This is a genomic window from Allobosea sp. RCC_152_1 (genome assembly GCF_041360765.1).
Lineage (GTDB): Bacteria > Pseudomonadota > Alphaproteobacteria > Rhizobiales > Beijerinckiaceae > Allobosea > Allobosea spartocytisi.
In genome coordinates, this window is sequence record NZ_JBFUPU010000004.1 from 334,625 (window position 1) to 355,432 (window position 20,808).

The 20,808-nt window shown below is 67.3% G+C and carries 18 protein-coding genes; 11 read left to right on the top strand and 7 right to left on the bottom strand.

Annotated features, from left to right (window positions below; translation table 11 throughout):
• Nucleotides 1-2: 2 nt before the first annotated feature.
• The gene (locus tag AB6806_RS16295; RefSeq protein ID WP_370954943.1) at nucleotides 3-1,028 is read right to left on the bottom strand and encodes an ABC transporter substrate-binding protein; all 1,026 of its coding nucleotides are present in this window, start codon (nucleotides 1,026-1,028) and stop codon (nucleotides 3-5) included.
• 160 nt (nucleotides 1,029-1,188) lie between these two features.
• Here AB6806_RS16295 and AB6806_RS16300 point away from each other — a divergent pair, with 160 nt between their 5' ends.
• Both AB6806_RS16300 and AB6806_RS16305 read left to right on the top strand, forming a co-directional pair.
• Nucleotides 1,189-1,656, top strand: coding sequence for an Lrp/AsnC family transcriptional regulator (locus tag AB6806_RS16300; RefSeq protein WP_370954944.1), 468 nt, complete (start codon nucleotides 1,189-1,191; stop codon nucleotides 1,654-1,656).
• A 90-nt stretch (nucleotides 1,657-1,746) separates the two neighbouring features.
• Nucleotides 1,747-3,024, top strand: coding sequence for a phosphopantothenoylcysteine decarboxylase domain-containing protein (locus AB6806_RS16305; RefSeq protein ID WP_370954945.1), 1,278 nt, complete (start codon nucleotides 1,747-1,749; stop codon nucleotides 3,022-3,024).
• Between the two features lie 20 nt (nucleotides 3,025-3,044).
• On the opposite strand, the gene AB6806_RS16310 is transcribed toward AB6806_RS16305, so the two are convergent.
• Genes AB6806_RS16310 through AB6806_RS16325 form a run of 4 tightly spaced genes read right to left on the bottom strand, consistent with a single transcriptional unit; the run spans nucleotide 3,045 to nucleotide 8,583 of the window.
• Nucleotides 3,045-4,649, bottom strand: coding sequence for a hydantoinase B/oxoprolinase family protein (locus AB6806_RS16310; RefSeq protein ID WP_370954946.1), 1,605 nt, complete (start codon nucleotides 4,647-4,649; stop codon nucleotides 3,045-3,047).
• Entirely contained in the window at nucleotides 4,649-6,700 is a 2,052-nt protein-coding gene (locus AB6806_RS16315; protein WP_370954947.1) for a hydantoinase/oxoprolinase family protein, read from the bottom strand. Before AB6806_RS16315 ends, AB6806_RS16310 begins: the two co-directional genes overlap by 1 nt.
• 15 nt (nucleotides 6,701-6,715) lie before the next feature.
• Nucleotides 6,716-7,552 (bottom strand): PfkB family carbohydrate kinase, encoded by an 837-nt coding sequence (locus AB6806_RS16320; RefSeq protein WP_142022356.1) that lies wholly within the window; start codon nucleotides 7,550-7,552, stop codon nucleotides 6,716-6,718.
• Nucleotides 7,553-7,569: 17 nt separating this feature from the next.
• On the bottom strand, nucleotides 7,570-8,583 hold the full coding sequence (locus AB6806_RS16325; protein ID WP_370954948.1) for an SIS domain-containing protein: 1,014 nt from the start codon (nucleotides 8,581-8,583) through the stop codon (nucleotides 7,570-7,572).
• A 216-nt stretch (nucleotides 8,584-8,799) separates the two neighbouring features.
• Between AB6806_RS16325 and AB6806_RS16330 the strand changes: the two genes are divergently transcribed.
• Nucleotides 8,800-9,546 (top strand): GntR family transcriptional regulator, encoded by a 747-nt coding sequence (locus AB6806_RS16330; protein ID WP_185747973.1) that lies wholly within the window; start codon nucleotides 8,800-8,802, stop codon nucleotides 9,544-9,546.
• Nucleotides 9,547-9,622: 76 nt separating this feature from the next.
• Nucleotides 9,623-10,948, top strand: a complete 1,326-nt coding sequence (locus AB6806_RS16335; RefSeq protein WP_370954949.1) for an NAD(P)/FAD-dependent oxidoreductase — start codon at nucleotides 9,623-9,625, stop codon at nucleotides 10,946-10,948.
• A 154-nt stretch (nucleotides 10,949-11,102) separates the two neighbouring features.
• On the opposite strand, the gene AB6806_RS16340 is transcribed toward AB6806_RS16335, so the two are convergent.
• Complete coding sequence (locus tag AB6806_RS16340; RefSeq protein ID WP_370954950.1) at nucleotides 11,103-12,629, bottom strand: ABC transporter substrate-binding protein; 1,527 nt, start codon at nucleotides 12,627-12,629, stop codon at nucleotides 11,103-11,105.
• 357 nt (nucleotides 12,630-12,986) lie between these two features.
• On the opposite strand from AB6806_RS16340, the gene AB6806_RS16345 reads away from it, so the two are divergent.
• The 4 genes from AB6806_RS16345 to AB6806_RS16360 all read left to right on the top strand — a co-directional run bounded on the left by AB6806_RS16345 (nucleotide 12,987) and on the right by AB6806_RS16360 (nucleotide 16,958).
• Nucleotides 12,987-13,415 carry a RidA family protein gene (locus tag AB6806_RS16345; protein WP_370954951.1) on the top strand — a complete coding sequence of 143 codons (429 nt, stop codon included), beginning with the start codon at nucleotides 12,987-12,989 and terminating at the stop codon, nucleotides 13,413-13,415.
• 13 nt (nucleotides 13,416-13,428) lie between these two features.
• Nucleotides 13,429-14,586 carry an NAD(P)/FAD-dependent oxidoreductase gene (locus AB6806_RS16350; protein WP_370954952.1) on the top strand — a complete coding sequence of 386 codons (1,158 nt, stop codon included), beginning with the start codon at nucleotides 13,429-13,431 and terminating at the stop codon, nucleotides 14,584-14,586.
• A gap of 13 nt (nucleotides 14,587-14,599) precedes the next feature.
• Nucleotides 14,600-15,313: an SDR family NAD(P)-dependent oxidoreductase gene (locus AB6806_RS16355; protein WP_370954953.1), complete on the top strand. Its 714-nt coding sequence runs from the start codon at nucleotides 14,600-14,602 to the stop codon at nucleotides 15,311-15,313.
• A 91-nt stretch (nucleotides 15,314-15,404) separates the two neighbouring features.
• Complete coding sequence (locus AB6806_RS16360; protein WP_370954954.1) at nucleotides 15,405-16,958, top strand: ABC transporter substrate-binding protein; 1,554 nt, start codon at nucleotides 15,405-15,407, stop codon at nucleotides 16,956-16,958.
• Here AB6806_RS16360 and AB6806_RS16365 read toward each other — a convergent pair.
• Entirely contained in the window at nucleotides 16,948-17,157 is a 210-nt protein-coding gene (locus AB6806_RS16365) for a hypothetical protein (protein WP_370954955.1), read from the bottom strand. The two genes, AB6806_RS16360 and AB6806_RS16365, sit on opposite strands and share 11 nt — an antisense overlap.
• On the opposite strand from AB6806_RS16365, the gene AB6806_RS16370 reads away from it, so the two are divergent.
• The 3 genes from AB6806_RS16370 to AB6806_RS16380 are packed head-to-tail and all read left to right on the top strand — an operon-like array spanning nucleotide 17,156 to nucleotide 20,804.
• Nucleotides 17,156-18,094 carry an ABC transporter permease gene (locus AB6806_RS16370; protein WP_370954956.1) on the top strand — a complete coding sequence of 313 codons (939 nt, stop codon included), beginning with the start codon at nucleotides 17,156-17,158 and terminating at the stop codon, nucleotides 18,092-18,094. The genes AB6806_RS16365 and AB6806_RS16370 overlap by 2 nt on opposite strands.
• Entirely contained in the window at nucleotides 18,091-18,981 is an 891-nt protein-coding gene (locus tag AB6806_RS16375; RefSeq protein WP_112762517.1) for an ABC transporter permease, read from the top strand. Before AB6806_RS16370 ends, AB6806_RS16375 begins: the two co-directional genes overlap by 4 nt.
• Complete coding sequence (locus tag AB6806_RS16380) at nucleotides 18,978-20,804, top strand: ABC transporter ATP-binding protein (protein ID WP_370954957.1); 1,827 nt, start codon at nucleotides 18,978-18,980, stop codon at nucleotides 20,802-20,804. The genes AB6806_RS16375 and AB6806_RS16380 overlap by 4 nt, the downstream gene beginning before the upstream one ends.
• The last annotated feature ends 4 nt before the right edge of the window (nucleotides 20,805-20,808 follow it).

The window sequence follows — 20,808 nt, forward strand, 5'->3', positions numbered from 1 at the left end:
GGTCAGCCGCCCGCCTTGATCGCGCGCTCGTAATACTGGGTCTCGAACAATCCGTCGAACGGCAATTCCTTGTCGAGCGAGCCAAGCTTGACCTGATAGGCCTGCATGGCGCGTGCGGGCTCGATGATCTTGCGCGGATCGATCTCGAAGACGCTCGCCGGCGAGCCCAACGCCTTCCGGATCAGCTCGGGATCGACGATGCCCTTGCCGAGCGCGGCGCCGACATGCGGCGCGGCTTTGGCCGGGTCGGCCTTGATCAGCGCCGCCGCCTTGACGAGGCTTGAGACGAGGTTCTGGACGGCGTCGGGGTTCTTCGTGGCGAAGGCGCCGGAGACGGCGACGACCGTGCCCGGCTGACCCGGGAAGACCTCCTCGCCGCCAGCGACGAGCTTGATCGCACTGTTGCGGCTCTGGAGGATGGTCAGCGCCGGTTCGCGCACGCTGCCGCCGTCGACCGCGCCGGCCAAGATCGCCTGCTGGGTCGCGTCGATGCCCATCGGCACGATCTCGACATCGGCCTTGTCGACCTTCGTGACCTCCCAGAGCCAGTATTGCAGCGTGGTGTTGGGCACCGAGCCGGCCGGCTGGGTGGCGAGGCGGGCCGGCTTGCCATTTGCCGCCTTGAACGCCTTGAAGGCGGCCGCAGCCGCGGTACCGGCCGTGAAGAACTTCGACAGCGACGGCGCGGCGACGACGACATTCTCGCCGATGGCGGTCGAGGCGACGACGCGGACGTCGATGCCGCGCGAGCGAGCGACGGCCAGCGGGGCCACACCGGCGACGTAGATGTCGAGCGTACCCGAGGCCAACGCCGAGATCATGTTCGGGCCGGATTCGAAGACGGTGACCGCGCTTTCGAGGCCGCCCTGCTTCAACCAGCCCTCGCCATTGGCGACGAAGAAGGGCGCGGTGCCGACGACCGGGATGTAACCGACCCGTGCCGTGACGGCCTGGGCACGAGCCGCGCCGGCGAACGGGGCCGCCGCTGCCAGGGTCGCACCCGCGATGAGAAACTGGCGGCGATCCATCGTTCAAATCCTCTCGCAAGACGGCGCCAAAACAGCACCCATTGACAGATGGAGAAAAGGATTTTCTATCTGGATGCAAGTGATCGACATCAAAAAGAAACTTATTCTCTTATGATCGCGATCAACGGAACGAATTTTCTCCTATGACGGATTTCAGAGAATGGATGCCATCGACCGCAAGATCCTGACCGTGCTGCAGAACGACGCCAACATCTCGATCGCCGATCTGGCGGATCGGGTCGGGCTCTCGCAGACCCCATGCTGGAAGCGTATCCAGAAGCTCGAACAGGCGGGCGTCATCCTGAAGCGCGTCGCGCTGGTTTCGCCGGAGAAGATCGGGCTCGGGCTCACCGTCTTCGTGCAGATCGAGACGGCCGACCATTCCGGCCCCTGGCTCGACAAGTTCGCGCAGACGGCCGCCGCCATGCCGGAGGTGATGGAATTCTACCGGATGGCGGGGGATGTCGACTACATGCTGCGCGTCGTCGTCGCCGACATGACCGCCTATGACACCTTCTACAAGAAGCTGATCGAGACGATCCCGCTCAAGAACGTCACCTCGCGCTTCGCCATGGAACGGATCAAGGCGACGACCGCCTACAAGGTGCCGGACCTGCCGCGCCCATGAGCGGCACGGGCCAGCCTTGCCGGCGCATGACAGGCCGGCGTCGCGGATGCTAGGAAGCAGCCCGACGCCCGCGCTGCCCGAGGAGCCGCCTTGTCCGCATCCCGCTCCGTTCTCCTGATCATCGGCGGCGGCATCGCCGCCTACAAGGTGCTCGAAGTGATCCGCCGGCTGAAGGATCGCGGCATCGCCTCGCGCTGCATCCTGACCAAGGCGGGCGAGCAGTTCGTCACGCCGCTCGCCGTGTCGTCGCTGGCGGGCGAGCGCTGCTTCACCGATCTGTTCTCGCTGACCGACGAGGCCGATATCGGCCATATCCAGCTCTCGCGCTCGACCGATCTCGTCGTGGCGGCGCCGGCGACCGCCGACCTCATCGCCAAGATGGCGAACGGCCACGCCGACGACCTCGCCTCGACCGCCCTGCTCGCCACCGACAAGCGCGTGCTGATCGCGCCCGCGATGAACCCGCGCATGTGGCAGCATCCGGCGACGCGGCGGAACATGGCGCTGCTCGAAAAGGATGGCATCCTCGTCGTCGGGCCCAATAGCGGCGCCATGGCCGAGCGCGGCGAGAGCGGGCTGGGCCGCATGGCCGAGCCCCCGGAAATCCTCGCCGCGATCGAGCTCGCGCTCGCCGGAGAGAAGCCCTCGACCCGCGCCATCGGCTTCCTCGGCCGGCTGCCCGGCGGCGACCATGCTCCGGCCGCCGGCTCGCTCGCCGGCAAGCACGTCCTGATCACCTCCGGGCCGACGCATGAGCCGATCGACCCGGTGCGCTACATCGCCAACCGCTCCTCCGGGAAGCAGGGCCACGCCATCGCGGCGGCGGCGGCCGCCGCCGGGGCCCGCGTGACGCTGGTCAGCGGGCCGGTCACGCTGCCCGATCCAGCCGGGGTCGAGACCATCCATGTCGAATCCGCCCGGCAGATGCTGGCGGCGGTCGAGGCGGCGCTGCCGGCCGATCTGGCGATCTTCGCCGCCGCCGTCGCGGATTGGCGCGTGGCCGACGCCCCATCGGAGAAGATGAAGAAGGACGGCGGAGCCCTGCCACCGCTCTCGCTGGTCGAGAACCCCGACATCCTCGCCACCGTCGCGCATCGCCCGAACGGGCGGCCGGGCTTCGTCGTCGGCTTCGCGGCCGAGACGCAGCACGTCATCGACTACGCCAGGGTCAAGCTCGCCAAGAAGGGCTGCGACCTGATCGTCGCCAACGATGTCGGCGGCACGGGCGTGATGGGCGGCGACGCCAACACCGTGCATCTCGTGACAGTCGATGGCGTCGAGACCTGGCCGACCCTGCCCAAGGAAGAGGTCGCGAGCCGCCTCGTCGCCCATCTCGCCCAGAAGCTCGCCGCCGCGAAGGCGGACTGAGCTCCAAGGGGCGCGCTAGATCACTGGCGCTGCTCCGCCCGGTCGCGCGCCCGCGCCTCGGCGCTGCGTTCCGAAGGCGGGCCGTAGCCGCCGGCGCCGGGCGTGATGATCTCGACGATCTGGCCCTTTTCCAGCGCGCCGTCGCCCTTGACGAAAGGCACGACGCCCTCGCTGAAGACGAAGGAGCCGCCCTGCCCCTCGCCGCCGCCCGCCAGGCCCCAGGGCCGCGAGGTCAGGCGCGAATTGTCGACGTTCAGCCGGCACGGCGCTTCCGCCCGGTAGACGCGGCGGAGCCCCATACCGCCGCGCTGGCGGCCGTCCCCGCCCGAGCCGTCGACCAGTTCGTAGCGCAGCAGCGTCAGCGGATATTCGAGTTCCAGCGCCTCGACCGGCAGGTTCGAGGTGTTGGTCATGTGGACATGGACGCCGTGGAGCCCGTCCTTGTTGGCGCGAGCGCCGGAACCGCCGCCGATCGTCTCCAGATAGACCCAGAGCTCGCCGCTGCCCGGCTGCTCCCCGGCAAAGGTCGCCGAGGCGACCGCGCCCGAACAGGCCGCGATCACACGGTCCGGCACGGCCTGCGCAAGGGCGCCATGGATCAGGTCGACGACGCGCTGGCAGGCGGCGATGCGGCCGTTGACGGCGGCTGGATGCACGCAGTTCAACACCGTGCCTTCGGTCGCGGTGACGGTGAGCGGCCGCGCGAGCCCCGCATTGGGCGGAATGGTCGGGTCAGCTACGGTCTTGACCGCGTAATACACGGTCGAGAGCAGCGCGGTGTAGACCATGTTGAAGCCCGCCCGCATCTGCGGCGGCGAGTCGAAGGCGAGCGTCATCTCCTCGCCCTTGACGGTAATTTCGACCGAGAAGGTCAGCGGCTCGTCGATCTCGGGATTGTCGAAGGAATCGGAGAAGCGATAGGTGCCGTCGGGGATCGAGGCGATGCCGGCGCGCATCTTGCGCTCGGCATAATCCTGCAGCGCCTTGCCGGCAGCGAGCACCGTGTCGCGGCCATATTTGCCGCAGAGCGCGCGCAGGCGCTCGACGCCGAGGCGGTTCGCCGCCATCTGGGCGCGCAGGTCCGAGAGGCGCTCGCGCGGGACCTGGCAGTTGAGCAGGATCAGCTCCTGCACGTCCTTCATCAGCACACCGCCGTCGTAGAGGCGGATCGGCGGGATGCGCAGGCCCTCCTGATAGATATGGGCGTGGCCGCGATCGGCGAAGTCGGAATGGTGGGCCGTGTTGACCGCCCAGGCGATCATCACGCCCTCGTGGAAGACCGGCTCGGCCAGCACGATATCGGGAAGGTGCGTGCCGCCGCCCTCATAGGCGTCGTTGCCGATGAAGACGTCGCCCGGCTTCATCTCCGCGACCGGATGGCGCTTCAGGATATGCGGGATGATGCCGATGAAGGAGCCGAGATGCATCGGGATATGCTCGGCCTGGCAGAGCGTCTGGCCCTCGACGTCGAAGAGCGCCGTCGAGCAATCGCGGCGCTCCTTGATATTGGTCGAGTAGCTCGCCTTGACCAGCGCCTCACCCATCTCCTCGGCGATGGAGGCGAAGGAGGAGCCGATGACCTCGACGGTGATCGGATCGACGCTGACGGATGCAGTCGCGGTCATCACGGCATCTCCAGGATCAGGTTGAGATAGGGCTCGACGGTGGCGGTCATGCCCGGCAGCAGCACGGTGGTCGAATCCATCTGCTCGACGATGGCCGGGCCGGTGAAGCGATTGCCGGATCTGAGCTTGTCGCGATCGTAGATCGGGCAGGCGACGAAGCCGCCGGCCTCGGGGAACCAGACCTCGCGGCTGCCGAGGATGGCGTGGGAGGCGTCCGGGCCGGCATCGGGCTCCGGCCGGAAGGCGGCCTTGGGCACGAGGCCGACCGCCTCGACGCGATAGGTCACGAGCTGGACCGCCTCGCCTTCCGCGACGAAGCCGTAGAGGCGCTTATGGGCGGCGGCGAAGCCTTCGGCCAGCGCCGTAATGGTCGCCCGTGTGATCGGCCCGTCCGGTACGTCGATGGAGAGTTCGTAGTTCTGGCCGTGATAGCGCAGATCGGCAGTGCGCTTCAGCCGACGGTCTGCCGAGACGACGCCCTCCTCCGCGAACCAGTGATCCGCCTGCTCCTGCAAGGCGACGAATATCTCCGCCATGTCCGGGACCAGCGTGTCGGAGAGCGTCGCGAGCCGCGTCGTCGCGAAATTGGCGCGCAGGTCGGTGAGCAGCAGGCCGAGCGCACAGCCGATGCCGGGATTGCGCGGCACCACGATGCGCTGCATGTCGAGCTCGCGCGCAAGCCGCGCGGCATGCAGCGGCCCGGCCCCGCCGAAGGCGACCAGCGCGTAATCGCGTGGATCATGCCCGCGCTGGACGCTGATGACGCGGATGGCCTTCGCCATGTTGGCGGTGACGACCGAGATGATGCCCTGCGCCGTCGCCATCAGGTCGAGGCCGAGTTCCTCGGCCAGCCGGCCGATCGCCTGTTTTGACAGGCTCTGGTCGATCGGCATGCGCCCGCCGAGCAGATGGGTTGGGTTCAGGGTCTGGAGCACGACATTGGCGTCGGTGACGGCGGGCTCGGTCGCGCCGCGCCCGTAGCAGACCGGGCCGGGATCAGCGCCGGCCGAGCGCGGACCGACCTTGAGCAGGCCACCGGAATCGATCGCCGCGAGCGAGCCGCCGCCGGCACCGACCGTATGGATGTCGAGCATCGGCGCCTTGATCGGGTAGCCGTGGACATTGGCCTCAGAGGCGAGCTTGGCCTCGCCGTTGCTGAGCAGGGCGACATCCGAGGAGGTTCCGCCCATGTCGAAGGTGATGAGGCTGGGTATGCCGATCATGGCGCCGATCGCCTGTGCCGCGACGACGCCGGTCGAGGGACCGGACAGCACCGTGCGCACCGGCAGGCGCGCAGCCATGTCGAAGCCGATCACGCCGCCATTGGACTGCGTCAGATGCGGCACCGCCTTGAGGCCAAGCTCCTTCAAACGGTCGGCAAGGCGGCGGATATAGCCCTGCATGACCGGGCCGAGATAGGCGTTCACCACGGCGGTCGAGATGCGCTCATACTCGCGGAACTCGGGCGCAACCTCATGCGAGGCGCAGATGAAGGCCTCGGGGAATTCCTCGGTGACGATGCGCTTGGCCGCTTCCTCATGCTCCGGCCGGACGAAACCGTAGAGGAAGCCGATGGCGATGGCCTTGACGCCCTCCGCCTTCAACGCCCGCGCCGCCTGCCGCACGGCGTCCTCGTCGAGCGGCGTCTCGACCGTGCCGTCATGGCGGACGCGCTCGGCGACACCGAAGCGCAGATCGCGGGTGACCAGCGGCGGCGCCTTGTCGGCCTGGAGGTCGTAGAGGTCCGGCCGCTTCTGCCGGCCGATCTCGATCAGGTCGCGGAAGCCTTCGGTGGTGACGAGGCCTGTCTTCACGCCGCGATGCTGGATCAGGGCGTTGGTGCCGACCGTGGTGCCATGGCCGAAATACGCGATGTCGGCGGGGCTGGCGCCGACGCGCTCGACGCCTTCCTGCGTGCCGCGCGCGATGGCGCGGGAGGGGTCGTCAGGTGTCGAGGGCACCTTCCAGACCGCGACCATGCCGGTCGCATCGTCGAACAGGCAGACATCGGTGAATGTGCCCCCGGAATCGATCCCGATCCGCCACGCCATCTCTGTCGTCCTCCCTTATATCACCGTCGTCTCGGCGGGCGTCCACGCCACGCCATGGCCGAAGCCGCCCTGATAGCCGCAGACAACAGCCGCATGCTCGGCTCCCGCCGCCAGCGCGGCGGCGATGCCGGCTCCGTCCAATATGGCGAGCAGGCAAGCGGCGATGAAACCGTCACCGGCGCCGAGCGTGTCCACCACGGTTGCAGGGCTGGCCGGCTGTTCATGAAAGCTGCCGGCCACGAGCGCCAGCGCGCCCCTCACGCCGCGCGTCGCCACGACCGTGCCCGCACCCCAGCCGATGCAGCGCTCCAGCAGGGCCCGGCAATCCGCATCCGAAGCGGAAGGATGCGAGAGGAAGGCGATATCGACCGCCGGCAGCGTCGCGGCGAGGTTCTCGTCCGTCCAGCGTTCCGAGAAATCGTAGGACAGCCGCCGGGCCACGCCACGCATAGGGGGCAGCGCCTCGCCGAGCTCGCTGTAAATGCTGGAGTGAACGAGATCGTAGCCGGCTATATAAGACAGATCCTCGGCGTCGAACGCGCCCCATTCGCCGCGCACGCCGCGCTCGGAACGCAGGAAGCGCCGATCCTGCCCGTCATGGCCGATGAAGGCGCGGGCGTTCCGGCCGGGCCTGATCCGGCAGCGTGACGTATCGACGCCTTCCTGCCTCAGGACATCGCAGAGAAGCATGCCCGCTTCGTCCGAGCCGATACAGCCGAGATAGCCCGTCTCGGCACCGAGCCGCTTCGCCTGCACGGCAACGTTGACGGCATTGCCGCCGGGGAATTGAAGGCCGCGATCGACATAGGTGTCGACCGTGTTGTCGCCGAGCCCCAGCAGCCTCCAGGCCATCGCCGTCCCTTCCCGGATCAGTACGCCACCTTCCACATGTAGCGGCGGGTGGTGAGCGGCTGGTTGCGGAGCACCGAGAGATGCGCCGAGAAGCGCTTGAGCGCCGCCTGCAGGATATAGGGCGCGACGATCGGGCGGATCTCCGGGTCGATGCCCTTCATCGCGAAATTGCGGGAATCGTAGTTCATCACGCGCCCGGCATAGGTGTCGCAGAACTTCACGACCCGCTCCATCAAGGGCCGGCTCGGGTCTTCCCCCGTGATCAGGATCATCGGCGTCTGCTTGTCGACAATCTCGAAGGGACCGTGGAAGAACTCGGCCGCCTCGATCGGATAGCTGTGCAGCCAGAGCATCTCCATGAGAATGCAGACGCCGAAGACATAGGCCGTGGTGAAGCCCGGCCCCGAGGCGACGTGGTAGATGCTGTCGTCTTCCGCATAGGTCGCGGCATCGGCCGCGGCGCGGGCCTCGTTCTGCTCGGCCGCGTCGCACATCGCCGTCGGAAGCGCGTCAAGCGAGGCGATGAGCTTGGCGCCGAGCGGCCAGCCTTCCTTGGCGGTCATCAGCCCGCCGATCAGCGCCTGCATCAGCATGAACATGGCGGCGAAGGATTCGCTGGTATCGCCGACGAGGAAATGCCGCGGCACCGCCTGCGCCAGCGGCTTGTCGCCATATTGGCTGAAGGCGACGACCTGGCAGGGCCTATCCTTCAGGAAATGCGCCGCCGCCACGGTTTCCGGCGTCGTTCCGGATTTCGAAGCGAGCAGCACCAGCGTCCGGTCGTCGAGCCGCGGCGGGTCGATCGCCATGAACTCGGCCGGGAAATAGCGCCTGACCTCGATGCCCGGCGAAGAGCGCTCGAGCCAGTATTGGATGCCGAGCATCGCCCGGTTCGCCGAGCCGCAGGCGACCATGTAGACGCGGTCGATCTGCGGAGCGAGCTCCTGTCCGAGCGCGAAAGCCGCTGGCAGCGCCGCGCGCGTCGGCTCCAGCCCGGACAGGATTGCGCCGCGGTCGAAGGCGATGGACATGGAAGGCTCCGGACGGGCTTTCAAAGGGCGATGGAATTGGTATACACCAATTCCATATACCAATGACTGTCAAGCCTATTCCAGTTTCGGTGCACGCGCCCTTCGGACAGTAGCCATCCGCAGGTTTTTCGCCTTAAACACGAAGGAAGCGGCCTCGGCCGCCGTCGACGGGGCCCACGGTCGCCGAGAGAGACGCAACGCATAGAGATGCAGGGCATGTCCAAGCCGCTGAAGCGGGTGAAACCGATCTATGTCGAGGCCCAGGACTATATCCTCGACCTCATCGGCGGGCCGGATTACGGGCCCGGCGACCGGATTCCCTCGGAACGGACGCTCGCCGACACGCTCGGCATCAACCGCATGACGGTGCGCAAGGCGATCGACCGGCTGGTCGAGCGCAACGTGCTGGAGCGCAACGGCACCAGCGGCACGCGCATCCCGCTGGTCCAGGTGTCGCGGCCGATCGATGCGCCGGCCTCGCTGGGCATCACCCGCATCATCCGCAATGCCGGCGGCGAGCCCGGCAGCAAATTGCTGCATTTCGGCGAGGAAGGCGCGAGCGAGAGCGTCGCCCGGCGTCTCGAGGTGCCGCCGGGCAGCGAACTCATCATGGCGCGCCGCCTGCGCAGCGTGAACGACGAGGCCTTCTGCATCGAGACGAGCTATCTGCCGGCGCAACGCGTCCCGGGCCTCTCGGCCGAGGATCTGCTCGGCGGCCAGTCGCTCTACGAATTGCTGCGGCAGCGTTACGACATCGAGATCAGCATCCGGGACCGCGAGATCAGCGTCGGGACGGCGACCGAGCGCGAAGCCCAGCTTCTCGCGCTGGCGCCGGGCTCGCCGACGCTCGTGCTGCGGATCGTGGCGCGCGACGGCGACGGCCGGCCGATCGAATATATGCGGTCCATCAACCACCCCCACCACGTCGTCTTCCGCAGCGCGGCACCACCCGCGCAGACGTGATCGCAGCCCCGGTCCGGCCGACGCCGCCGCGGACGGCCGGTCAAGGCGCCTCCTCCTTCCTGCCGCCGGAGCCTTCGTGATGGGCATCACCATCGAGACCATAGAGCCGGACCCGTCCCTCCCCGCCGCCAGCGACGTCGTCGTCATCGGCGGCGGCATCATCGGCATCACCACCGCGCTCTTCCTGGCGCGCGAGGGCATCTCTGTCACCGTCTGCGAGAAGGGCGAGGTCGGCCACGAGCAATCCGGCCGCAACTGGGGCTGGGTGCGCATCATGGGGCGCGACCCCGGCGAGATCCCGCTCGGCCTCGAAAGCATGCGGCTCTGGTCGGAGATGGACCGGCTGGTCGGGGGCGATACCGGCTTCACCCGCTCCGGCATCGTCTATGTCGCCGACACGCCCGCCAAGCTTGCCGAGCACGAAGCCTGGCTCGACCACGCCAAATCCTATCAGCTCGACTCACGCCTGCTCAGCACGCGCGAGATCGACGCCGTGCTGCCGGGCGGCAAGCGCGCCTTCGCCGGAGCGCTGTTCACCTCGAGCGATGCGCGGGCCGAGCCGCAAAAGGCCGTGCCGGCCATGGCCCGGGCGCTGCGCCGCCATGGCGGGACCGTGCTGACACGCTGCGCGGTGCGCGGCATCGAGACGGCGGCGGGCCGCGTCAGTGGGGTCGTCACCGAGCGCGGCCCGATCGCCTGCCAGCGCGTCGTGCTGGCCGGCGGCGCCTGGTCGCGGCTCTTCCTCGGCAATCTCGGAATCGACCTGCCCGCTCTCAAGATCCTGGGTTCGGTGTTCCGGACCGAGCCTCTGGACGGTCCCCCCGTCCACGCCGTCGGCGCCTCCGATTTCGCCTTCCGCAAACGGCAGGACGGCGGCTACACCATCGCCCATCGCGGCGCGAGCGTGGCCGAGATCGCGCCGGACAGCTTCCGGCTGCTCTTCGATTTCCTGCCCTCGCTGGTCAAGCAGCGCCATGAATTGCGGCTCAGTCTCGGCCATCGTTTCCTCGACGAAGCCCGCACGCCGCGGCGCTGGTCGCTCGAGGCGGAAACGCCCTTCGAGCGCATGCGCATCCTCGATCCCAAACCCTCCGAAGCCATTCTGCAGGAGGCGCAACGCAACCTGACCGCCGCTTTCCCCGCCTTCGCCGGCCTGAAGGTGAAGGAGAGCTGGGGCGGGCTGATCGACGCGACGCCCGATGCCGTACCGGTGATCGGCGAGGTGCCGCGGCTACCCGGCTTCTTCATCGCCAGTGGCTTTTCCGGCCATGGCTTCGGCATCGGCCCCGGCGCGGGCCGGCTCACCGCCGACCTGGTCAGCGGTCGCACGCCGATAATCGATCCGAAACCCTTCCGGCTGGAGCGGTTTTCACGGCTGGAGCGGACGACGCGGGTGGGGTGAGCGAAGGGCGCTGGGGACGCGGTGTCATTCCGGACAAGCCGCGTCAGCGGCGCCGATCCGGAAGCCATCGTAGAATGAAGCGCGCTACGATGGATTTCGGGTCAAGCCCGGAATGACGGCGTGTGTCCATTGAAATGCGGTGCGCCGCAGCGCTTCACGCCAGCGCGGCCTCGTCGAGCGAATAGGCGGAGAAGAAATTCGTTCCGCCGGGATAGCATTTGAAACCGCTGAGGCCCTTCACCATCGCATAGCCCTGCGAGCGCCAGGCGAGGCCGACGAGCGGCGCCTGTTCCAGGGCGGACTTCTCCAGCTCGGCATAGATCGCCTTGCGCTTGGCGGGATCGAATTCGGCGCGTCCCTTGGCGAAGAGAGCGTGGATCTCGGGGGTCGGGATCTGCCAGCTCCGCGCCATGTTGGCCGGCAGGTCACCGTCGATCAATGGCGCGAGCCCGTCGGGATCGTTGTTGTCAGCCGTCGTGCCCTGCACCATGAAATCGTAACGGCCCTTGCCCGCCAGATCGACGCGCGCCGCCCAGTCGGGCAGATTGAGGCTTGCCTGAATGCCGATCTCGGCGAGATTGGCCTGCACGACCTCGGCCGTCGATTTGTGCATCCCATATTGCGCCGTCGAGAGCAGCGTGCAGGAAAAGCCGTTCGGCACCCCGGCCTCGGCCATCAGCCTCTTCGCCTTGGTCGGGTCGTAGTTCCAGTATTCTGAGCGGGCCTTGTCGAAATAGGGGCTGCTCGACGGGATCGGAATGCCCTCGAGCTTGCTGCCCCGGCCGAAAAAGGCGGCCTGGACGATATCCTCGCGGCGGATGGCATGGGCGACCGCCTGGCGCAGCCGCACATCCTTGAACGGGCCGGCGCCGCCGTTGAAGTTCAGCCCCATGAAAGGACCGTCGACGGCGATGAGCCGCAGGCGCGAATCCTTCTCGATCGTCCCCATGGACTGCCAGGGCACATATTCGATGAGATCGATATCGCCGGCCTGCAACGCAGCGACCCGCAGGTTCTCGTCGGCATAGGCGACGAGCTTGATGCCATCGAGCTTCGGCTGGCCGGGCTTGTAGTATTTGTCGAACTTCACGACCTCGATCGAAGCGCCACGCTCCTGTGCCTTGATCATGAAGGGCCCCGCGCCGACGCCGAGACCCGCACGCCCCTCGATCGAATCCTTGGCGATGATCGGCACATGGGGGCTGGCGAGCCAGATCGGCAGCGTCACGGTCGGCTGCTTCATGACGATGCGGACGGTGCGGGCATCGGGCGTCTCGATGCGCTCGACGCCGCCGAACTCGGCCTTCATGAAGGCCGTCGAATTGGGCGCCGCGATCTGCTCCAGCGTCCATTTCACATCCTCGGAGGTGACCGGCTTGCCGTTCTGGAAGCTCGCCTGGCGCAGCTTGAAGACCCAGCCGGTCTCGCCCTCGCGCTCCCAGCTTTCGGCGAGCTCCGGCCTGACCTCCCCCTTCTCGTCGAAGCCGGTCAGGCCGCGGAAGATCAGCAGCTTGACGGTCAGCGCCGCCGTACCGGTATGGAGCCAGGGCTGCAGACTGGGCGGAAAGCTCGACAGGCCGAAGCGCAGCACCTTGCCGGCAGCCTGGGCATGGGCTCGCAATCCCAGAAGAGGCAAGGCGGCACCGGCGGCGAGCAGATTGCGGCGAGAGATCGAGACCATCGCATACCCCTCTCTGTTCTGGCGGCTTGATCAGCCGAAAGCGCAGAATGATTTGGTATATACCAGCTTGTCAACGTGACTCGACCCGGCGCCGAAAGACGCGACAAGGCATAAGACACGCAGGGCGCGAACAGCCTGGATCACTCCCGCAAGCAGCGTATCCCGGTATCTTTTTTTGCGCGGGCGGCCTATTGTCAGGAAGATCGTTCCACGCCAGCCACCTCCATGGCATCGCTCTCGCCGGGCATCCCCATCCTTGACAGCCCAAAACAACTCGAATGGTATACACCAATTCCCGCAAGGGGATGCTGCCGGTCGGGACGCCCGGCAACGCAGGCCGCGCCTCCGGAGACTGCCATGAGCGAGATCGTCAAAGTCAAATCCGGCAGCAAATACGAGACGCTGAACAGCTATTCGCGGGTGGTGGTGGCGGGCGACATGATCTTCGTCTCGAACACGGCGGGGCGGGACTACAAGACCCGCGCCATCGCGCCCGACGCCAGGGGCCAGGCCGAACAGGCCTTCCGCAATATCGAGGGCGCGCTCGCCGCCGTCCGCGCCTCATTGAAGGATGTCGTCGCGGTCAAGGTCTTCGTGCCTGATATCGCCGATATGGAGGCGGTTAACGCGGTCGTCGGCCGCAAATTCAGGGGCATCGACCCCGCCAACACCACGACCTGCACACCGCTCGGCCAGCCCGAGCTCAAGGTCGAGTTCGAGGTCACCGCCTACAGGCGCCGCAATCCGGACGAGGCGGAGCAGCGCATCGACGTCGACCTCTCCTGAAGGCAGCGCGGCCATGCCGGATGTCGTCATCGTCGGAGGCGGGATCAGCGGCGTCTCAGCCGCCTATGAGATCGCGAAGGCCGGCCATTCCGTGACGCTGTTTGAGGCGCGCAATCTCGCGGCGATGGCGTCGGGCTGGACGCTCGGCGGCGTCCGCCAATCCGGCCGCGATCCCGCCGAATTGCCGCTGGCGAAGGCGGCGGTCGAGCGCTGGGGCGGGCTCGACGCGGAGCTCGGCGTGCCGACCGGCTATCGCCGCCACGGCAATCTGCGGCTGGCCAGGACGGAAGCGGAAGTCACGGTCATCCGCGAGCTGGTCGCGCAACAGGGCAAGCTCGGCCTGACCATCGAATACCTGCCCGACAACGCCTCCGTGCGGGACAAGGCTCCCGCGATCGGACCGAACATCCTCGCAGCCTCCTTCTGCCCCGGCGATGGCCATGCCGATCCGGTTCCGGCCGTGCGTGCCTATGCCGAGGCCGCCCGCCGGCATGGCGCGATCATCCGTGAAGGCGTGCCGATCCGGGCGCTGATCCGCGAAGGCGACCGCGTCACCGGCGTCGAAACGCAAGATCGCGAGACCATCGCCGCCGGTCGCGTCATCCTGGCCACGGGCATCCATGCGCCCGAACTGCTGGCGCCGCTCGGCCTCTCCCTGCCGCTGACCATCAGGCTGGTCTGCGTCATGCAGAGCGTGCCGCTGCCGCCTCTGCTCGCGCCGGTCTTCGGCGTCGCCAACGCCGATTGTGCCGGGCGGCAGGAGATCGACGGGCGGCTGCGCGTCACCACCGGCATCGGCGACTGGCCGCATGATCCCACGAGCTGGACCGAGGCCTCGCTCGCTCCGCGCAGCCGCGATATCGCAGCGCTGATCGCGCGCACGACGCAAATCCTGCCCACGCTGGCGGAGGCCGGCATCGCCCGGCTCTGGGGCGGGCTGATCGACCTCACGCCCGACGCCCTGCCGGCGATCGACGGCGAAACGGGCATCGACGGGCTCGTCGTCGCCGCAGGGTTTTCCGGGCATGGCTTCGGCATCGGCCCCGTCACCGGCGAGATCCTGGCCGACCTCGCCTTGTCGCGCCAACCGCGCTTCGATCTCTCTCCCTTCCGGCTGAACCGTTTCGCGAACGGCCGGAACAGCACCGCCGAACTCTCCCTGCACGGATAGGACATCGCCCGCCATGCTTGCTCCCGAGGGACGCGTCATCCTGATTTCCGGGGCCAATCGCGGCATCGGTCGCGCCGTCGCCGAGTTGCTGCACGCACAAGGCTACAGTCTGAGCCTCGGCGGGCGCGATCTGAACTCTTTGAAGACGATGAGCGCCGATTGGGACCCGGCGCGGGTCCATGTCGCCCGTTACGATGCCGGCGACTGGGCGAGCCATCGCGCCTGGGTCGATGCCGCGGCGGCCCGCTTCGGCAGGATCGACGGGCTCGTCAACAATGCCGGCATGCACAGCGCCATGACCCTGCGCGCGCCCGACGAAGCCGCGCTCGACGCGATCTGGGCGGCGAACTGCAAGGGGCCGCTCAACCTGATCCATTGCGCGCTGCCGCATCTCGAGGCCAGCGGCACCGGCCGCATCGTCAATGTCGCCTCGCTCTCGGGCAAGCGGGTGCGCAACGACCATGTCGCCTACAACATGACCAAGCATGCGATGATCGCGCTCAACCATGCGGCGCGGCGCATCGCCTGGGACAAGGGCGTGCGGGCAACCGCGCTCTGCCCCTCCTTCGTGCGCACCGACATGACCGCGTCGAGCACGGCGCTGCCGCCGGAGGCGATGACCCAGCCGGCCGATCTCGCCGAACTGGTTGCCACCGTGCTGGCCCTGCCCAACAATGCCGCCGTTGCGGAATTGCTCGTCAATTGCAGGCTGGAGGACACGCTTTAAGGCCAGGCGCTCGACGGGACGGGCACAGGCGCGGAAAGGCCAATTCCAGATCGAAATCACCGAAAATCAACGACAAAAGCAGGGGAAAATCATGAAGAGACCCGTTTCGATCCTCGCCGCCGTGTTGGCCGGCGCGCTGATGGCCAGTCCGGCCCTCGCGCAGAAGACCGTGCTCACCGTCGGCATGCAGAGCTCGGATGCCGGCGTGCTCGACCCGCACCTGAATTCCGGCACGCCCGGCAAGGCGATGCTGCAATGGATGTTCAACGGGCTCGTTCGCATCAAACCCGGCGAGCTCTCGCCCGAGTTCATGGAGCCCGATCTCGCCGAGAGTTGGACGTCTTCCGCCGACGGTAAGGAATGGACCTTCAAGCTGCGCCAGGGCGTGCAGTGCCATCACGGCTATGGCGAGTTCACCGCGGAGGATGCGGTCTATTCGCTGAAGCGGGCCTCATCCAAGGACAGCTCCGCCTTCTCGTCGGACTACAGCGCGGTGCAGTCGATCGAGGCGCCGGACAAGTACACAGTCAAGATTGCGCTGAAGGAGCCGATCCCGAGCCTGCTCGGCATCGTCATGAACTACCATGGCGGCAACATGGTCTGTAAGAAGGCCGCCGAGGAACTGGGCAAGGACGGCTTCGCCAAGAAACCGGTCGGCACCGGCCCGTTTATGTTCCAGGAATATGTGCCGCAGCAATACGCCAAGCTCGTCGCCAATCCGAACTATTTCCGCGGCAAGCCTAAGCTGACCGAAATCCTCTACCGGTTCATCCCCTCGGATTCCTCGCGCGATCTCGCCTTCCAGTCCGGCGAGCTCGATATGATGCTGGGGCGGCAGGAGCAGGCCTGGGTCGACCGGATGACGGCACTGCCCGGCGTCAAGGTCGTGGCGATGGGCCCGGCCGAGATGTCGGTGCTGCATCTCAACATGAGCCAGCCGCCGCTCGACAACATCAAGGTCCGGCAGGCCATCGCCTATGCCATCGACCGCAACGCGATCTGGCAGTTCCGCGGCAAGAACATCTCGCGCCCGGCCGTCTCGGTCGTGCCGTCAGGCTATCTCGGCACGGACGAGAAAGCCCCGCTCCTGCCCTTCGACCTCGCCAAATCGAAGGCGCTGTTGGCGGAGGCCGGCTTCCCCAACGGCGTCACCATCAAGGCGATCAACACCACCCTGCCCTCGATGCTGAGCTTCACCGAAGCGGTGCAGGCGCTGCTGAAGAAGGCGAACATCACCCTGGAGATCCAGCCGGTGGAGCACGCGACCTTCCACCAGCAGATCCGGCAGGATCTCTCGCAGGTCGTGCATTTCCAGGCAGCGCGCTTCCCGGTGGCGGATGTCTATCTCTCTCAGTTTTTCCACTCGCGGGCGATCGTGAAGACGCCGACGGCGGTGACGAACTTCTCGCATTGCAAGGTGGCCGATGCCGAGATCGACGCGGCGCGTTCGGAGACCGACAAGGCCAAGCAGCTCGCGCTGTGGAAGACTGCGCAGGAGAAGATCATCGCCGAGGTCTGCGCCATACCGGTCAACGAGATGATGCAGCTCTGGGCTTACAAGGACAGCCTCGACCTCGGCTACGAGCTCAAGGCCTCGCTCAATCTCGGCCCGCCGGTGCTGGAGACGACGCACTTCACGAAGTGAGGTCGGATTTTCCGATCTTACAAGGAACCCCGGCGTCATCCCGGACAAGCCGCGAAGCGGCGCCGATCCGGGATCCATCGTAGAGCACCGCGCCCTTCGATGGATCCCGGGACAAGCCCGGGATGACGGCCGGGTGTCCGTACCCAGCGATCCAGGCTTCTTGCCAGATCAACAGCTTCTCAACGACCGGCGGCATCATGAGCGCCTTCCTCGTCAAACGCCTCGGCTTCGCCATCGTCACGCTCTGGGCGGTGCTGTCGCTCGTGTTCGTCGTCGTGCGCATCGTCCCCGGCGACCCGGCCCAGGTGATCCTCGGCGACCAGGCCGATGCCGCGGCCATCGCCGCGATGCGCACGCGGCTCGGCCTCGATGCCTCGATGAGCGAGCAGTATTTCAGCTTCCTCGCCGGCGCCGTGCGCGGCGACTGGGGCGTCTCGCTCGTCACCGGCCGGCCGGTGATCCAGGAGGTGCTCGCCGTCCTGCCCTGGACGATCGAGCTCACCATCGTCTCGATGGCGATCGGCATCGTCATCGGCGTGCCGCTCGGTGTCTGGGCCGCCGTCAACCGCAACCGCATGCCGGACTATGTGACCCGCATCGCCTCGCTGCTCGGCCTCTCCTTCCCGCCCTTCGTCTCGGCGATCATCCTCTTGATCGTCTTCGCGATCATGCTGCGCTGGTTCCCGGTGATCTCGGCCGGCAGCGGCACGGCCTCAGCCTGGTTCCAGTCGATGGCGCTGCCGGCGCTCAATCTCGGATTGATCATGGCGGCCTACATCACCCGCGTCGCCCGCTCGGCCATGCTGGAGGTGATGCAGGAGGATTATGTCCGCAGCGCCCGCGCCAAGGGCGTGCCCTGGCGCGTCGTGGTCTGGCGGCATGCGCTGCGCAACGCGCTGATCCCGATCATCACGATCGTCGGCCTCTATCTCGGTATCCTGATCGGCAATTCGGTGCTGACCGAGATCGTCTTCAACCGGCCGGGCCTCGGCAAGCTGATCGTCGGTGCGCTGAACCAGCGCGACTACACCATGCTGCAGGGCATGATGGTGATCTACACGCTGATCGTCGTGCTCGTGAACATCGCGACCGACATCACCTACGCCCTCGTCGACCCCCGGGTGAAGCTGTCATGAGCACCTCCGTCCATGATGCAGCCCCCGTCGCCCCGCCGCGTCTGCGCTGGCTGAAGGCGACGATCGGCGCCTTCAATGCCAACAAGACGTCCTGGGTCGGGCTTGCCATCGTCGTCGCCGTGATCCTCGCGGCCGTGCTGGCGCCCGTCATCGCCCCGCATGATCCGCTCGAGCAGAACATCCTGTCGCGGCTCCAGCCGCCGCATGACGATTTCTATCTCGGCACCGATTATTTCGGCCGCGACATCCTCTCGCGGCTGCTCTACGGCGCCCGGATTTCGCTGGTGATCGGCATCGCCTCGACCGTCATCGCGATGGTCGTGGGATCGCTGATCGGTTTGCTTGCCGGCTATTATGGCGGGCGCTTCGACGTCGTCGTGATGCAGGCGATGGACATCCTGCTGGCCTTCCCCTCGCTAATCCTCGGCCTGATTCTGGTCGCGATGCTCGGCCCCTCGATGGAGAACATCACCATCGCGATCGCGCTGACCTCGATCCCCTCCTTCGCCCGCATCGCCCGCGCCCCGACGATCACGGTCAAGGAGCGCGACTATATCGGCGCCGGCCGGGCGCTGGCCTTCTCCGACGCGCGGATCATGGCCGGCCACATCCTGCCCAACATTTTCCCGGAAATCCTGGTGATGGCCTCGCTCTGGCTCGCCAACGCCATCCGCACGGAAGCCTCGCTCGCCTTCATCGGCCTCGGCGTGAAGCCGCCGATCGCGACCTGGGGCGGCATGATCCGCGAGGGCTTCGAGAACATCCTCGACAGCTACTGGCTGGTGCTGGCGCCGTCGCTCGCGATCCTGGTCGTCGTCTTCGCGCTCAACGTTCTCGGCGACGGCTTGCGTGATGCGATCGACCCTAAGCTGAAGGGCGAGCGATGAGCGGCCCCGTCCTCTCCGTCGAGAACCTCCAGACCGCCTTCCGCGTCGGCGGGCAATGGCGCTGGGCCGTCGAGGACCTGAGCTTCGACGTGGCACCCGGCGAGACCGTCGCCATCGTCGGCGAATCCGGCTCAGGCAAGAGCGTGACCGCGCTCTCGATCATGCGGCTGGTCTCGGCCGCCAACGGACGCATCCAGGGCCGCGTCGCGCTGGAGGGCCGCGACCTGCTCGCGCTCAGCGAGGAAGAGATGCGCAAGGTCCGCGGCAACGACGTCGCGATGATCTTCCAGGAGCCGATGACGAGCCTGAACCCGGTGCTCACCGTCGGCTTCCAGATCGCCGAGGCGCTGCGCTATCATCGCGGGCTGGATAGCGGCGCGGCAAAGGCCGAGGCGCTGCGCATGCTCGACAAGGTGCGCATCCCCTCGGCGAAGACGCGTTTCGACAATCATCCGCACCAGCTCTCCGGCGGCATGCGGCAGCGCGTGATGATCGCGACCGCGCTCGCCTGCAAGCCAAAGCTCCTGATCGCCGACGAGCCGACCACCGCGCTCGACGTGACGATCCAGGCGCAGATCCTCGAGCTGATCAAGACGCTGCAGGACGAGGAGCGCATGTCCGTGCTCTTCATCACCCATGACATGGGCGTCGTCGCCGAGATCGCCGACCGCGTCGTGGTGATGTGGAAGGGCAAGAAGCTGGAAGACGCACCGGCCTCACAGGTCTTCAACACGCCTGTCCACGGCTACACCAAGGCGCTGCTCGCGGCAGTGCCCAAGCTCGGCGACATGGAGGGCCATGCCCGCCCGTTGCGCTTTCCGCGCATCGACCCCGATAACGGCAAGGTCGAGGGCAAGCCGGTCGAGCAGCCCGACACGGTCGCGGCGACCGAGCCGCCTTTGCTCGAAGTCGCGGGGCTGACGACCCGCTTCGGCATCCGTGGCGGCCTGCTCGGCCGCTTGCGGGGCCAAGTCCATGCGGTCGAAGACGTCAGTTTCAGCCTGCGGCGCGGCGAGACACTGGCGCTGGTCGGCGAATCCGGCTGCGGCAAGTCGACGACGGGGCGATCGATCCTGCGGCTGGTCGAGCCCTCCTTCGGCACCGTCCGCTTCGGCGGGCGCGACGTTACCGGGCTCGGCAAAAGCGAACTGCGCGATGTCCGCCGCGAGATGCAGATGATCTTCCAGGATCCGTTCGCCAGCCTCAACCCGCGCAAGAGCGTCGGCAGTGCGCTGGCCGAGCCGATCCTCGTCCACGGCCTCGCGAAGGGAGCGGAAGCGCAGGAGCGCGTCGCGGAGCTGTTGCGCAAGGTGGGCCTCGCGCCCGAGATGCATGTCCGTTTTCCGCACGAGTTCTCCGGCGGCCAGCGCCAGCGCATCGCGATCGCCCGGGCGCTGGCGCTCTCGCCCAAGCTCGTGGTGGCGGACGAGGCGGTCTCGGCGCTCGACGTCTCGGTGAAGGCACAGGTGCTGAACCTGATGCTCGACCTGCAGGCAGAACTCGGCCTCGCCTATCTCTTCATCTCGCACGACATGGCCGTGGTCGAACGCGTCAGCCATCGTGTCGCGGTGATGTATCTCGGAGAGATCGTCGAGATCGGCCCGCGCGAGGCCGTGTTCTCCGACCCGCGCCACCCTTATACGCGCAAGCTGCTGGCGGCGGTGCCTGTGCCCGATCCCAGCCGCCGGGCGTTCAGGCGCGAGCTCGCCGTCGACGAGTTGCCGAGCCCGATCCGCAAGCTGGATTGGCAGGCGCCGCCGACCGCGCTGATCGAGATCGGCCCCGGCCATTTCATCCGCCAGCCCGTCGATGCGAGGGCATAGCGCC